Source organism: Formosa bonchosmolovskayae, assembly GCF_051016085.1.
Classification (GTDB): Bacteria; Bacteroidota; Bacteroidia; order Flavobacteriales; family Flavobacteriaceae; genus Formosa.
This window is the reverse complement of the sequence record NZ_CP174605.1, coordinates 783,216-797,992: the sequence shown is the minus strand read 5'-3', so window position 1 is coordinate 797,992 and position 14,777 is coordinate 783,216. Positions and strand designations below refer to the sequence as shown.

16 protein-coding genes are annotated in these 14,777 nt (G+C 33.5%); 6 read left to right on the top strand and 10 right to left on the bottom strand.

Going from position 1 to position 14,777, the window contains the following annotated elements; all coding sequences use genetic code 11:
• Complete coding sequence (gene tsaB / locus ACKC83_RS03355) at positions 1-675, top strand: tRNA (adenosine(37)-N6)-threonylcarbamoyltransferase complex dimerization subunit type 1 TsaB (RefSeq protein WP_434037025.1); 675 nt, start codon at positions 1-3, stop codon at positions 673-675.
• On the opposite strand, the gene ACKC83_RS03350 is transcribed toward tsaB, so the two are convergent.
• Both ACKC83_RS03350 and ACKC83_RS03345 read right to left on the bottom strand, forming a co-directional pair.
• The gene (locus ACKC83_RS03350; RefSeq protein ID WP_414036620.1) at positions 676-1,491 is read right to left on the bottom strand and encodes a mechanosensitive ion channel family protein; all 816 of its coding nucleotides are present in this window, start codon (positions 1,489-1,491) and stop codon (positions 676-678) included.
• 147 nt (positions 1,492-1,638) lie between these two features.
• Positions 1,639-2,541: a NifU family protein gene (locus tag ACKC83_RS03345; RefSeq protein ID WP_434037024.1), complete on the bottom strand. Its 903-nt coding sequence runs from the start codon at positions 2,539-2,541 to the stop codon at positions 1,639-1,641.
• 281 nt (positions 2,542-2,822) lie between these two features.
• On the opposite strand from ACKC83_RS03345, the gene ACKC83_RS03340 reads away from it, so the two are divergent.
• Positions 2,823-3,824, top strand: a complete 1,002-nt coding sequence (locus ACKC83_RS03340; protein WP_434037023.1) for a PorP/SprF family type IX secretion system membrane protein — start codon at positions 2,823-2,825, stop codon at positions 3,822-3,824.
• Between the two features lie 24 nt (positions 3,825-3,848).
• On the top strand, positions 3,849-4,370 hold the full coding sequence (locus ACKC83_RS03335; RefSeq protein ID WP_434037758.1) for a gamma carbonic anhydrase family protein: 522 nt from the start codon (positions 3,849-3,851) through the stop codon (positions 4,368-4,370).
• Here the strand turns inward: ACKC83_RS03335 and murI are convergent.
• The 8 genes from murI to ACKC83_RS03295 all read right to left on the bottom strand — a co-directional run bounded on the left by murI (position 4,367) and on the right by ACKC83_RS03295 (position 12,691).
• Positions 4,367-5,146: a glutamate racemase gene (gene murI, locus ACKC83_RS03330; RefSeq protein ID WP_434037022.1), complete on the bottom strand. Its 780-nt coding sequence runs from the start codon at positions 5,144-5,146 to the stop codon at positions 4,367-4,369. The two genes, ACKC83_RS03335 and murI, sit on opposite strands and share 4 nt — an antisense overlap.
• A 65-nt stretch (positions 5,147-5,211) precedes the next feature.
• Positions 5,212-5,721 (bottom strand): OmpH family outer membrane protein, encoded by a 510-nt coding sequence (locus ACKC83_RS03325; protein WP_414036624.1) that lies wholly within the window; start codon positions 5,719-5,721, stop codon positions 5,212-5,214.
• A 36-nt stretch (positions 5,722-5,757) separates the two neighbouring features.
• Positions 5,758-6,825, bottom strand: a complete 1,068-nt coding sequence (locus ACKC83_RS03320; RefSeq protein ID WP_434037021.1) for an OmpH family outer membrane protein — start codon at positions 6,823-6,825, stop codon at positions 5,758-5,760.
• 169 nt (positions 6,826-6,994) lie between these two features.
• Positions 6,995-9,670 (bottom strand): BamA/OMP85 family outer membrane protein, encoded by a 2,676-nt coding sequence (locus ACKC83_RS03315; protein WP_434037020.1) that lies wholly within the window; start codon positions 9,668-9,670, stop codon positions 6,995-6,997.
• Positions 9,603-10,286: an isoprenyl transferase gene (locus ACKC83_RS03310; protein WP_414036810.1), complete on the bottom strand. Its 684-nt coding sequence runs from the start codon at positions 10,284-10,286 to the stop codon at positions 9,603-9,605. The genes ACKC83_RS03315 and ACKC83_RS03310 overlap by 68 nt, the downstream gene beginning before the upstream one ends.
• A gap of 63 nt (positions 10,287-10,349) precedes the next feature.
• Entirely contained in the window at positions 10,350-11,045 is a 696-nt protein-coding gene (locus tag ACKC83_RS03305; protein WP_434037019.1) for a DUF6089 family protein, read from the bottom strand.
• 99 nt (positions 11,046-11,144) lie between these two features.
• The gene (locus ACKC83_RS03300; protein ID WP_414036628.1) at positions 11,145-12,029 is read right to left on the bottom strand and encodes an NAD kinase; all 885 of its coding nucleotides are present in this window, start codon (positions 12,027-12,029) and stop codon (positions 11,145-11,147) included.
• Positions 12,030-12,031: 2 nt separating this feature from the next.
• Positions 12,032-12,691: an acetoin utilization protein acuB gene (locus tag ACKC83_RS03295; protein ID WP_434037018.1), complete on the bottom strand. Its 660-nt coding sequence runs from the start codon at positions 12,689-12,691 to the stop codon at positions 12,032-12,034.
• Between the two features lie 91 nt (positions 12,692-12,782).
• Between ACKC83_RS03295 and ACKC83_RS03290 the strand changes: the two genes are divergently transcribed.
• The 3 genes from ACKC83_RS03290 to ACKC83_RS03280 are packed head-to-tail and all read left to right on the top strand — an operon-like array spanning position 12,783 to position 14,660.
• A complete protein-coding gene (locus ACKC83_RS03290; RefSeq protein ID WP_434037017.1) occupies positions 12,783-13,496 on the top strand; it encodes a pyridoxine 5'-phosphate synthase in 714 nt (237 codons plus the stop codon).
• A gap of 20 nt (positions 13,497-13,516) precedes the next feature.
• Positions 13,517-14,281 (top strand): alpha/beta fold hydrolase, encoded by a 765-nt coding sequence (locus ACKC83_RS03285; RefSeq protein WP_434037016.1) that lies wholly within the window; start codon positions 13,517-13,519, stop codon positions 14,279-14,281.
• Between the two features lie 31 nt (positions 14,282-14,312).
• Positions 14,313-14,660 (top strand): phage holin family protein, encoded by a 348-nt coding sequence (locus ACKC83_RS03280; RefSeq protein ID WP_414036632.1) that lies wholly within the window; start codon positions 14,313-14,315, stop codon positions 14,658-14,660.
• Positions 14,661-14,777: the final 117 nt, after the last annotated feature.

Genomic DNA, 14,777 nt, shown 5'->3' with positions numbered 1-14,777 from the left:
GTGGCATTATTATTAAATATAGAAACAGCAACAACAAACTGTTCGGTCTCACTATCTAAAGATGGTGAGACTTTTGCTTTAAAAGAAGATAACGATAAAGGCTACTCTCATGCAGAACGGCTACATGTTTATATTAAAGCATTATTCGAAGAACATAATATTGAAAGCTCTCAAATAGATGCCGTAGCCGTTAGTAAAGGACCAGGGTCTTATACGGGTTTACGTATTGGAGTTTCTACCGCAAAAGGACTTTGTTTTGCATTAGACAAGCCTTTAATTTCTGTGTCAACATTAGAAGCTTTAGCGCATCAGGTTAATACGGATAACGGTGTAATTGTAGCGATGTTAGATGCACGCCGTATGGAAGTTTATGCTTCCGTTTTTGATGCTAATTATAACGAAATTCGAGAAATTAAAGCAGAAGTGTTAGATGCCGATGCTTATGCGTTTTATTTAGAACAAGGCAAGGTGTATTTTGTGGGTAATGGAGTAGAGAAGACGAAAACTATTATTACGCATCCCAATGCAGTCTTTGTAGATGATAAGTTACCATCGGCAAGAGAAATGGGTGCATTAGCAGATTTAAAGTACAAAAAAAGCGACACCGAAGATGTCGCTTATTTTGAACCTTATTATTTAAAAGATTTTGTGGCTTTAAAGCCTAAAGCTAAATAATTAAGCTTGTTTTTGTATTTCAACAGAATGTGGGTAAGGAATTTCAATTCCAGCCGCATCAAGTTGTAATTTAATAGCTTCTGTGTTCTCAAAATGAACATCCCAATAATCTGAGTTTTTAACCCAACCTCTAACTGCGAAATTTACAGAACTATCTGCTAATTCGGTTACAGCTACCATAGGTGCAGGATCTTTTAAAACTTTAGGATTAGATGTTAAAACGTTCATTAAAACTTCCTTAGTTTTCTTAATGTCATCATCGTAACTCACACCAACAACCATGTCTAAACGAATTAATTCGTTGGCACTATAATTTGTAATATTACTGTTAGATAATGGTCCGTTAGGAACAATAACCTTACGGTTTTGAGGTGTTGCTAATTCGGTAGTAAATATTTTAATTTCTTTTACAGTTCCTGATTCTCCACTTCCGGTGATATAATCTCCAACTTTAAAAGGTTTGAATAATAAAATTAATACTCCACCTGCAAAGTTAGCAAGCGAACCTTGTAAAGCTAAACCAATAGCTAAACCAGCGGCACCAATAATAGCAGCAAATGTTGTTATTGGAATACCTATAGTTGGTAAAATAGTAACAATTAATAATATTTTTAAGCCCCAACTAATAAGGCTAAGAAGAAAACTTTGTAAGCCTTGGTCGTAATCACCTTTAGCCATTAATTTTCTTGAAGTATTAACTAATTTCTTAATGATCCAAGAACCAACAATCCAAATTAATATTGCTCCAATAATTTTTAAGCCGTATTCTAATCCTAAATCAAGCCACTTTTCCGCGTCAATGTTTTCTAAATTCATATTTTTTGATAATTAATTTTTATAATACAAAACTAAAAAAACTGAATAAAAATTAAGTTTTTTATTCAATTAATATTTTTCATAAAAAAAACGCACAATAGTAATCAATACTGTGCGTTTCTACTTGCCTTAATTTTTGTAAATAAATTATCCGTTTGTAGCTTCAACAATTTCAACTTTGTCTTTAAGCATTTCTTTAAGCATGTTTTCAATACCGTTTTTTAAGGTAAATGTAGACGACGGACACCCGCTACAAGCCCCTTGAAGTATTACTTTTACCGTTTTAGTATCGGCATCGTAAGATTGAAATTGAATATTTCCACCGTCGCTAGCAACCGCAGGTTTAACGTATTCTTCTAAAATATTTATTATTTCTTTCGAGATATCGTCTAAGGCATCAAAAGATTGATCGATCTGTGGTGTCGTTTTTCCTAACGTTTCTGGAGCTTCTGGAAGAACAACATCTTTCCCTTGTTCTATAAAACTGCGTATTAATTCACGTAATTCTATCGTGATATCCTGCCATTCGGCAACATCGTATTTTGTAATAGATACATAATTTTCATCTATAAATACACTCTTTACAAACGGGAAGTGAAATAATTCCGATGCTAAAGGAGATAGTTTGGCATCATCGATAGATGTAAATTCAAACATGGCAGTCACCAATTTTTTGTTCGCCACAAATTTTTGTACAGCAGGATTAGGTGTGCTTTCTGCATATACTGTAACTGCGGTTTTCTTTGGTGCACTATCGTCTAGCACAACAACACCGTCGTTATTTAAATACTCTTCGATTTGTTTGGAAACTTCATCTTGAACATCTTTCCATTCTACGATATTGAAACGTTCAACTGCTATGAAATTAGCAGAGATGTACACTTTTTTTACAAAGGGTAAATAAAATAATTGTTGCGCTAAAGGTGAATTTTTAGCCTCGTCTATATTTTGAAATTCAAAACTTTGATATTTAGTAATGAATTGATTTAATTCAAATTTTATTATTGCTGGATTGGTAGTCTCCTGAACGGAAACACTAAATGTTTTCATTTGACAAATTTTTACAAAATTAATAAAACAAATTTTCAATTGTGTTGTAATAAGTTTAAATTAAAGGAGAATTTCTTATTGTGTTTTAAAAGAAAAACTAATTTTACAGCAAGTTTCTGTGTGTAAAAGGTTTATTTTGTCAAACTATTATAGTGAACAGGAAATTGTAACTATTTTCTACCTACTATTTTATATATTTAAATTAAATAAAACATAAGGTTTTAAACTCTCTAAGAGCCTTGTGTTGTCCCACATTTACTAATAGCTAATCTAATTTTAATATGAATTTCAGGATTTATAGCCTAATTCTAACTTTCTTATGTCTCTCCCCCTTTTGTAGGGCTCAAGAAGGTATGCCCATTTATTCGGATTATTTAACCGATAATTATTATTTAATTTTCCCATCTATGGCGGGTGTTGCAAGTTGTACCAAATTACGTTTAACTGCAAGACAGCAATGGTTAGGACAAGAAGATGCTCCTGCATTGTTAACCGCGAGTCTTAATGGCAGAATAGGCGAAACGTCGTCTGCAGTTGGTGGAATTTTATACACAGATAAAAATGGATATCATTCCCAAAACGGAGGGTATGCAACGTATGCACACCATCTTATGTTTTCTAGGAATGAAATAGATTTAAGTATGTTATCGTTTGGTTTAAGCGCCGGATTTATACAATATAAATTAGACGAATCTGCTTTTTTAGCAGGAGGGTTTGATCCTTTAATTTCTGGAATTCAGCAAAGTTCTACAAATTTTAATGTAGATATAGGGATGTCTTACCATTTTATAAACTCTTATGCTCATTTCTCAGTAAAGAATCTGTTGAAAAACGATGGAATTAATAATGATATTGAAGTTACTAATAACTTAAGACGATACTTGTTCGCTGTAGGAAATGTGTTTGAGACAAAGCATGAGGGCTTAACTTACGAACCTTCTATTTTAGCACAGTATGCAGAAGGGACTAAAGGAACCACTTTAGATTTCAATTTTAAATTGTACAAAGCCTTAGAGGAAGCTAAAATGTATTTTGGTTTATCGTACCGATTGGGTTTAAAAGGTACCGAATATCTTGATGGTTCGGGTACAAGTAAACAAAATCTTATGTATTTAACGCCTTTAATGGGGGTGACTTACAAGCAATTTACTATTGCGTATAATTATAGTTATCAGGCCAATTCTGTGGTGTTTAACAATGGTGGTTTTCATCAGTTTTCTATAGGTTATAATTTTAATTGTAGAAAGGTAAAATATGAGTGTGATTGTCCGTCAGTTCACTAACTTTGTGAATAATTAATATATTTTATCATGATTATAAAATCAGTTAGGGGAAATACACCTCAAATTCCGGATGATTGTTTTATTGCCGAAAATGCAACTATAGTTGGTGAAGTTAGCATGGGAAAAGAGTGTAGTATATGGTTTAATGCTGTACTTCGAGGTGATGTTCATTTTATTAAAATGGGAGATAAAGTGAATGTTCAGGATGGCGCAGTTATTCATGCTACATATCAGAAATCGCCTACAACTATTGGTAACAACGTATCTATTGGTCATAATGCTTTAGTGCATGGTTGCACTATTCACGATAATGTTTTAATTGGCATGGGAAGTATCGTAATGGACGACTGTATTATAGAAAGTAATTCTATTATTGCGGCGGGTGCAGTGGTGACTAAAAATACGGTTGTAGAATCTGGTAGTATTTATGCAGGCGTTCCTGCTAAAAAAGTAAAAGATATTAGTGAAGCGTTAATTTCTGGTGAAATTAATCGTATTGCAGATAATTACGTTAAATATTCTGGGTGGTTTAAAGAAGAAAACTAAAACCTAAGATATTCTACGACGTATTTATTGTTTAAAAGGAAATGCATAACTTCGGTATGGCCATTGGTGTAAAACTTATGGCTTGCAGATTTTGGTTGTGTATTAATAATATGTTGCGTTTCTAATATGGTTTTAGTCTGCCTGGCAACTGCTTCTCCGGAATCTATTATTTTTACATGATTAGGAAGGATATCCAAAAGTAATGGGAGTAAGTAGGGGTAGTGCGTACACCCTAAAACTAAATAATCTATATTGGCATCGATCATAGGTTTTAGATAGGTGGTTAATAAAGCTCTCATGTCGCTACTTAGTGTTTTGCCGGCTTCGATTAAAGGGACAATACCTTCTCCGATTTGCTCAATCACTTGAACATCGTTTTTATACAAATTTGTAGTGTTATGGAATAACTCGCTACTTAAAGTCCCTTTTGTAGCAAGAATACCTACAGCTCTTGTTTTACTGTTTAAAGAGGCAGGTTTAATGGCCGGCTCTATACCTATAAATGGAACATTATAAGACGCTCTTAAGGTTGTAATGGCGTTTGTGGTTGCCGTGTTGCATGCAACGACAATTAGCTTACAGTTTTTACTTAAAAGCAGTTCTGTGTTCTTAATAGATAGTTTAAGAATATCTTCGGCCGATTTGTTGCCATAGGGTGCATTAGCACTATCGGCTAAATAAATAGTGTTTTCGTTGGGAAGAAGTGCTTCAATTTCTTTGAAGACAGAAGTCCCTCCAACTCCAGAATCGAATATGCCAATAGGTTGTTTGCTCATAATCTCAAAAATAAAAAAAGCCGCTTTATAAAAGCAGCTTTTTAAATATTCTTAATGGTATTAAATTAGAAACCTAATTCTTTTTTAACATCCGATAATAAGTCTTTTCCATCTGCCATGATTACACCACCACCTTGAGAAGCGTCTAATACATAATCAAAACCTTGAGCTCTTGCTACTTTTAAGATTGCAGCTTTAGCTTTTTCAGTAATTGGCTTTAATAAGTCAATTTCTTTTTGTTGCATATCTTTTTGAGCTTGTTGTTGGTACTGACGGATATTTTGTTCCATTGTTTGTACTTCTTGAACACGTTTAGCATTTTCTTCCTGAGTTTTTGTAGCAGACTCAGCATCGTATTGCTTTACTTTAGTATCAAGTTCTGTAGCCATATTTTTAATATCAGCTTCATAGGTTTTTCCTAATTTCTCTATTTGCGCTTGAGCAGATTTCATTTCTGGCATTGATGTAACTAATTCTTGAGTACTTATATGGGCAACCTTACTTTGTGCTTGTACAAAAGATGTAGCCCCAATAAATAAAGCTGTTGCTATTAAAAGTGTTTTAATTTGTTTCATTTTTAAAGTATTAATTGTGTTATAAATTGTTAATTATTATTCTTCGTTATTATTTTCTAGAGCTTCACGTTCTAATTTTGCTTTCCTACGTTCTTCTAAAATACGTTGTTTACGTGCTTCTAGTTCTTGTTCTCGAGCTTCGCGATCTCTAATTTTTTGTTGTTTACGTTCTTCGGCTAATTCTTCTTTAGTTTTTGTTTCAGTATTGGCTTCCGATTTGTCTTCTAAGTCATATTCAGTAGGTGCTGTTGCATTACTGTTTTCTGTTATATTCTCAGAAGGCGCTAATTTATCATTATTTTCTGAATTTTCTGCACCTTTATTGCGTGCTTCTAATTTTTCTTGTTTTGCAGCTTCTCTGTCGTCCAGAATTTTTTGTCTGCGGTCTAATGCTTCTTGTTTGTTTTTAGCGCGCTCGTCTAAAATATCTTGACGGCGTTGTGCTTCAAGTTGCTCACGTTCCAAAAGTTTATCTGCTTGCGCTTTTTCTCTAGCTTCTAATTCCGGATTGTAATCTGGTACAATATCTTCGGCTGCAGCAGCGCGACGCTCGTCTTTGGTTTGGGCTTGTTGACGTTTAGAAGTTCTGTTTATAGATCGTAAAACAAGTTCGCTAATGTCGTAGCGCTTTTCGGAATACAGCATGACTAAATCTGCCGATTTATCGAATATAAAATCATATTGCTTACTAGCCGCTATATCTTGTACCGCCGAAAATATTTGATCTTGGATAGGCTGAATTAATTGCTTCTTCTGAATCATTAAATCTCCATTTGGACCAAATCGTTTTTGTTGCTGGTCTAATATTTCTTTTTCTTCGAAGTCTATATCTTCCTTACGCTCTTCATAAAGTTCTGTTGTTAGCAGTGCCTTTTCATTACTTAAGTCTTTACGCTTTTGGTCGACATCTTTTAATTTTACATCGATGTCTGCTTTCCAACGCTGGACTTTATCACTTAATTGTTTTGTGGCATCTTGGTATTCAGGAATATGTTCTAAAATATATTCTGTATCAATATACCCAATTCTTACACCGCGTTGCGCTTGCGTGGTAAGACTTAGTAAACCAACTACAGTCATTAAAAAAAGAACGTGTATTTTCATCTGTTTCATTTTAATAAGATTATTAACTACTAAACTTTACAAACGACAGATGAATTAAATTATTCTGTCTCCTCCTGAATTAAAGTTTTCAAAATTAACAAAATTTAACTTTATAACTTTTAAATCACGAAGTAAATACATAAAGTCTTATAGAAAATATCATGCCAAATTAAAACTGTTGTCCAATAATAAAGTGTGTTTCCCAACCATTAGGCTCACTTTGTCCTGGTAACGCATCGAAACCATAACCAAAGTCTATACCTAATAATCCGAATGCAGGCATAAATACGCGTAATCCAACACCAGCAGATCGTTTTAATTGGAATGGATTGTAGTCTCTAAAGGTATTAAATGCAGCTCCACCTTCTACAAAGGTAAGCGCATAGATTTTTGCCGATGCTGCTAAAGTAATTGGGTAACGTAATTCTAAAGAGAATTTGTTGTAAATGGCTGCTCCGTCGTCGGTAGTGTTACCGTCTCTGTCTACAGGTTGTATAGATTGGTTTGGGTAACCACGTAATGCAACAGCTTCTCTACCATCTAAACTATAACTTCCTAGACCATCTCCTCCTAAGTAAAAACGTTCGAAAGGAATAACACCTCTAGATTGGTTGTATGCACCTAAATATCCAAATTCTATTGTTGGTTTTAATACCAATTTACCAATAATACTCGTATACCATTCCCCTTTAAATTTAATCTTGTAGAATTCTAACCAGTTAAAACGTTCTTGGTCAATTTCTCCCATACGTGTATAAGCCTCATTTTGCTCAGACGCAGAAGCATCTGGATCGTAATAAATAGATTCTTCTTCGGCACGTTCTGTTGCAAGCGCATCATAATCTACACCATTCCATAAAGAGTATGGTAAAGATAGTTTAGCACTTACGTTAAAGTTAGATCCTCCTAAAGGGAAAACAGGGTCGTTCCATGTATTATTTCTTGTTAATCCAAGTGTATAAGCTAAACTGTTAGAGTATCCGTCGGCAAATGTAAATAATCCTGTGCTATAGTTTTTAAGGTTATAATGTTGGAAACTTACTGCTTGCGATAAGGTGAAAAAGTCATCCGGTACGGTTAAACGTTTTGCTAAACCAACGGTAACACCTAAGATGTTAAATCGTCTATCTGTATCTGCTTCTCCTGTACTAGAGTCGTATAAGAACTGATTAGAATATGAGATCGATGTAGAGAATTGTACTGGTTTTTTTCCACCCATCCATGGTTCTGAGAATGAGAAACTATAGGTTCTGTAAAACTGACTCGCTTGTAAACGTAGCGATAGTTTTTGACCATCTCCCATTGGTAATGGTTTGTACGATTCTAAATTAAATATATTTCTTAATGAGAAGTTGTTAAATGAAAGCCCTAAGGTTCCAATAAATCCACCTCCACCGTAACCACCTTGTAGTTCGATCTGGCTAGATCCTGTTTCTACAACGGCGTATTCCATATCGATAGTTCCTTCGTTAGGATTTGGGTTGTTGAAATTTGGAGTTAATTGTTCAGCATCGAAATATCCCAACTGACTTAATTCACGTACCGTTCTTACCACATTTTCCTTACTGTATAATTCGCCTGGACGTGTACGTAATTCACGGTAAATAACGTGGTCGTTTGTTTTTTCGTTTCCAACTACAGATACATCGTTAAAATGAACAGGTTTTCCTTCCGAGATTCTAATCTCCATATCAATAACTCTCCCATTGGCATTCGTTTCTACAGAGTTAATGGTAGAGAAAAGGTATCCGTGATTTTGATATTCGTTTGTTATGTCGCGACCATCTGGTCTGGTTTCGTCTGCAATTCCTTTTTCTAATAAAACACCATTATAAGTATCTCCTTCACGAACGCGCAGAATAGCATTTAAATATTGGTCTGTATATACTGTGTTTCCAATAAAATCAATTTTACCAAAAGTGTATTGCTCACCTTCTTCAACGTTGATATTAATTGAAATGGTCTCGTCGTTATTAACGAAAATACTATCAGAAATAATTCGAGCATCTCGATATCCATTTTCTTTATACGTATCTATAATACTTACTAAATCCGTTTTATAATCGTCTTCTATAAATTTTGAACGTTTCCAAACACGACCAAACACTTTCTTTTTAGTGTTTTTCATACTAGAAGCAAGTTTGGAATCTGAAAGTACCGTGTTTCCAATAAAATCGATGTCTTTAATTTTAACCTTCTGACCTTTATCTATGGCCACAACCATGTTTACACCAGGTTTAGAGTTTAATGAATCTACAACAGGGATAACATTTATATTTACTTTAGTAGAGTAAAAACCATCTTTTCTGTATTTAGATTCTAGATAGTTCTTCGTGGTTGTAATTAAATTTTCGGTAACTTTTACTCCTTCGTTTAGGTTGTTATCTTCAATAATTTCATCGAATTTACCTTTTTTAACACCGGTAATTTTTAAATTATGAAGCGCAGGTAAATCGTATAAGTGTATCTCTAAACTTGCTGTATTATCTTTTACATCTTTAATATAGATTTCGATATCACTAAATAGTCCAGATTTCCAAAGTTTCTTAATGGCTTCGCTAATTTCTTCTCCAGGGATTAAAATTTCGGAACCTTTTCTAAGACCAGAATATGTTACAATGGTTTGTTCACTAAAACTAGAACTTCCAGAGACAGTGATATCCGAAATGGTATATTTTTCTCCAGTAGGTTGAGCTATCTGGGCGTTAACAACCGATGTTGTTAATGCAAAAAGTAAAATAAAAATGTAAGGTAAATATGTTTTCAATGATAATGAATTAGCTAAGTTGTTCACTTGTTTTTCCAAAACGGCGTTCTCTTTTTTGATAATCAATAATAGCATCATACAAATGTTGCTTAGTAAAATCTGGCCAAAGTACATCTGTAAAATATAGTTCGGCATAGGCGATTTGCCAAAGTAAGAAATTGCTTATGCGTTGTTCGCCGCTAGTGCGTATAAGCAAATCTACGTCGGGTAAATTTTGCGTGTAAAGATGCTTATTTATAACAACTTCGTCAATACTTTCAGAAGAAATTATATTATTTTTAACTTTATCACTTATTTCTTTAACTGCAGAAATTAATTCTTCTCTAGACCCGTAGCTTAGTGCCAATGTAAGGGTCATTCGTGTATTATTTGCGGTTTTAGAAATAACTTCGTGCAACTCTTTGTACACCTTTGGAGGTAACGAATTTAAACTTCCAATGGCATTTAGTTTAATATTATTGTCTTGAAGTGTTTTAATTTCTTTTTTAAGAGAACTTACTAAAAGCTTCATTAAAGTGTCTACTTCTAATTTCGGGCGATTCCAGTTTTCTGTAGAGAAGGCATATAAAGTAAGGTTTTCTATACCTAATTCTGCAGATGATTCTACCGTTTCTCGAACAGATTTGGTTCCGTTTTCGTGGCCAATTGCTCGCAAGAAACCTTTTTGTTTTGCCCAGCGTCCATTACCATCCATAATAATGGCAATATGTTTGGGTAATCTATCTTTAATAATGTTGTCTTTCAAAATGTATTTTAATTAATCGCAATAACAAGGTTGTCTCCCGAAAGTATAAGTTAGTGTAAAACCGGTAAATACATACCAATCGTTATTGTTTAAGTCTCCGAATCGCATATCTATTTGTGGATCAGAATCTGTTGCTTCTTTAAATATGTCACTTTCATCTAAATTATCGGTAAACAGATATCGTGCTCCAATTTCTGCTCCTACAATAAAGGAATGATTTAATTTAAGCTTGTAACCTAAGATTATCGGTATTCCTATTGCAGGTTTTACACGTTCTTTAAGTTGGTCTTGATCGTTTATGTATACATCTTTAAACGTCGCTGCACTAATACCTGTATATAAATAAGGTGTTTGGTGTAAACCTGTTTTATGTAAATCAAATTCGAAAAAATTAAATTCGATTCCAGCAGATATTTCTCCTATAGTTTTAACAGTTTCGTAATCACGTTGAATACGGCTATTATCTTCAGACGCTCTATCTATTATTTCCAGATTAGTAATTATTCCTGAAATTCTCCAAGCGTATCGCGGACTTCTATTCCATTTATACACACCTCCAAGGGCAAGTTTTTTAGGCGAAAAGAAACGGGTCGAGCCAACATCTCCTATAAAGTTGCTACCTCCCATAAATACACCCAACTCATGTGTTTGCGAATAACTTGCGTTTATAAATAAAATATTTAAAATAAGTATTATTATATACTTCATAAAGTTTCAAAGTTTGCAAATATAACAAATAAGATATGCACTTAACAAATTGAATGCAATTGTACTAGTGTAAAAACTGAATTAGCGCTATATTATTGTTTAATTGCGTTTGTCTTCTCCCCACAATAGTTTTTTTCTGAGCGTATTTAAAAAGCTTTCGTCTAATAGTTCTATCATCTTTACATTAAAATCGGCTTTTTTAATGGTTAAAATAGTTTCGTTATGTATGGTGGCGATTCTGGAATCTAAAGACACTAAATAGGTGTTTTCTCTACCGCTAACTTTTAATTTTATTTCTGTTGAATCTGTTATAACTAAAGGTCTCGCATTTAAATTGTGAGGTGCAATTGGTGTTAATGTTAAACTATTGGTGTCTGGTGTAATAACCGGTCCGCCACAACTTAAAGAATACCCTGTAGATCCTGTTGGTGTCGATATTATTAATCCGTCGCTCCAATAGGATGTTAAGTATTCGTCATTTAAATACGTTTCTACGGTAATCATAGAAGTTGTATCTTTTCTGCTAACAGCAATTTCGTTTAAAGCGAAATTCATGTTTTTTATATCTTCGTTTTCTGGAGAGGTTGTAATAGAGAGTAAGCTACGTTCCGAAATTCTGTAGTTTCCGTTTAAAATATCGTCTATCGCTTTTTCTATATATTCTTTAGGAATAGTAGCTAAAAAACCTAAACGCCCGGCATTAATTCCTACAATTGGGATGCCTAAATCTTTTACAAACGTAACAGCACGTAAAATAGTACCATCACCACCAATACTTATTAATAGGTCGAAAGATGCATCTAAAATATCGAAGGTTTTGAAAACATCATATTTCTGATCGTCTTCAATTTCACTATGTATTAACTCAAAAAAGTGGCGTTCGATATGGATATCGGCATTCTTTTTTAAGAGATGTCTAAGTAATGTCTCTACTGGAACATCTGAGTTTTTATGGTAAAATTGTCCGAAAATGGCTATTTTCATAATTACATGTTTAGGTATTTATTTAAATAATCCGATCGATCTTTAAGGTTTTCAATATAACTATCGTCTTCGTGGCCAGAAATAATGCTGTAATTATAACGTCTAAACGTTTGAATAATATCGTTTAAACTCGCATTCCCAATTTTCAGGGTAAACTGTACTAAATTGTTCTGCATTTTAGAAATAAAAGCCCCAAGAAGTTTTCCTTTATTAGATTCTACGATTTGAGAAATTTCGCTAAATGAATAATCATCCAATCCTTTTTCAATAACCAAAGTGCCTCCATCTTCTGCAAAAAAAGGTGTTTGGTTAAATAATGTAATGATATCGTTTAGCTCATAATAGCCCAAATACGTATTGTTGGCATCTAAAACCGGCATAATATTAGACGAATTTTGAGCAAATGTTTCTAATACATCTAGCCAAATAGCATCTTCACGCACAAAAAAACCTTCGGAAGCATAACTGTAATCTTGAATAAATTTATCCTTTTCAAAACAATACACATCGGTTTCAGACAGACAGCCAATATAGATGTTCTCTGAGTTTTTAATGGGGATGTGGGTATAGGTAAGCTGATTAAAGAGCAATTGTAAATCGCTAATTTTATCTGCCGTACTTAACGGTTTAATATCGTTTATAATATATTCGGAAAGATTCATTTTATCCTAATTTACATGTGTGCAAATTAATTAAAAAATAGTACAATAAGCCTCTTCTACTTTGTATTTTTGTGCTATTAAAATAGGAGTCATGACAAAGTTAAGTGTAAATATTAATAAAATAGCCACGCTAAGAAACTCTCGAGGCGGTGATTTGCCAAATGTTGTTCAATTTGCAAAAGATGTACAGCGGTTTGGAGCCGAAGGTGTAACCATTCATCCAAGACCGGATGAACGCCATATTCGTTATCAGGATGCGTTCGATTTAAAATCTGAAGTTTATACCGAATATAATATTGAAGGAAATCCTATTAAAAAGTTTATGGATATGGTTTTAAAAATAAAACCTACACAAGTTACCTTGGTTCCAGATGGCGACGATGCGATTACGTCTAACGCAGGATGGGATACTATTAAGCATAAAGATTTTCTTACTGATATTATTAAGGAGTGCAAACAAAATAATATACGCACATCTATTTTTGTAGATCCGGATTTAAAACAAATTGAAGGCGCGAAAGAAACTGGTACCGATCGTATCGAGTTATATACAGAGGCCTTTGCACATCAGTTCGGGTTGGGAAATTCGGAAAGTATATTACCTTACAGAGAATGTGCGGTTTTAGCCGAACGATTAGGTTTGGGAATAAATGCAGGTCACGATTTGTCTTTAGATAACATTAAATTTTTTAAAGATAATATCCCTGGTTTGTTAGAAGTTTCAATTGGACATGCTTTAATTTCTGAAAGCTTATATTTAGGTATTGAAAACGTAGTCAATATGTATTTAAATAAACTGAAGTAAATAGTTTAAAATAAAAAGTAATGCAATTACATTCAAATATATTAGGAGAAGGAACACCTTTTATTATTCTTCATGGTTTCTTGGGGATGAGCGATAACTGGAAAACGTTAGGTACTAAGTTTAGCGAGCAAAATTATCAGGTTCATCTTTTAGACCAACGAAATCATGGAAGAAGTTTTCATAGTGACGATTTTAGTTACGAACTATTGGTAGAAGACCTAAAAAGCTATTGCGATACCAATCATTTAAAAGATATTGTACTTTTAGGACATTCTATGGGCGGAAAAACAGCCATGTTATTCGCAACGAAATATCCCGAATATGTTTCTAAATTATTAGTTGCCGATATTTCGCCTAGATTTTATCCCGTACACCACGATGCTATTTTAAACGGATTAGGAGCCTTAGATTTTTCTGAACTAAGATCTAGAGGTGCTGCCGATAAAGAACTGTCACAGTATGTTACCGATTTTGGAACCCGTCAGTTTTTACTAAAGAATTTATATTGGGTAGAAAAAGGACAATTAGGTTTACGTATTAATGTAGAATCGTTAACAGAAAATGTTTCCGAAGTGGGAGAAGCATTACCTATACATGCAGAATTTCTTGGAGATACCTTGTTTTTGCGTGGCGATAAATCGGAATATATAGCGCTACAAGACGAAAGTATTATAAAAACACATTTTCCTAAAGCCAATATTGTCACGATTAAGAATGCTGGGCATTGGTTGCATGCCGAAAATCCTGAAGATTTTTATAATGCGGTGATTGATTTTGTTTCGTAAAAAATATGTAAATTCATTAAAAAATAACAGTATGCAACAAATTATTAAATTTCTAGTAACCGCGTTAATCGTCCTATTGTTAGGCCGGTTTTTATCGGGTATACACGTAGACGATTATATTACAGCTATTATTGTTGCTCTAGTTTTAGCGGTATTAAATATTTTAGTGAAACCCATTTTTCAGATATTAACCTTCCCAATTACCATTATAACTTTAGGGTTATTTTTATTTGTAATTAATGGGGTAATTATCCTATTAGCAGGATATTTAGTTGGTGGTTTTCATGTGGATTCAATTTGGTCTGGTATTTTGTTTAGTATATTACTTACCATACTTCAATCCATTTTATACGGTATTATTGGAGACGATAAAAAATAGTCTGAAATACAAGACGTTAAAAACTTTGTAGGGTTGCAAAAATGTTTTATTTTTGCAGCCCGTTTTTAATTTAAAAAACCAATGAGAATCTGTTTATTTTGTAAGAAAATAAGGACA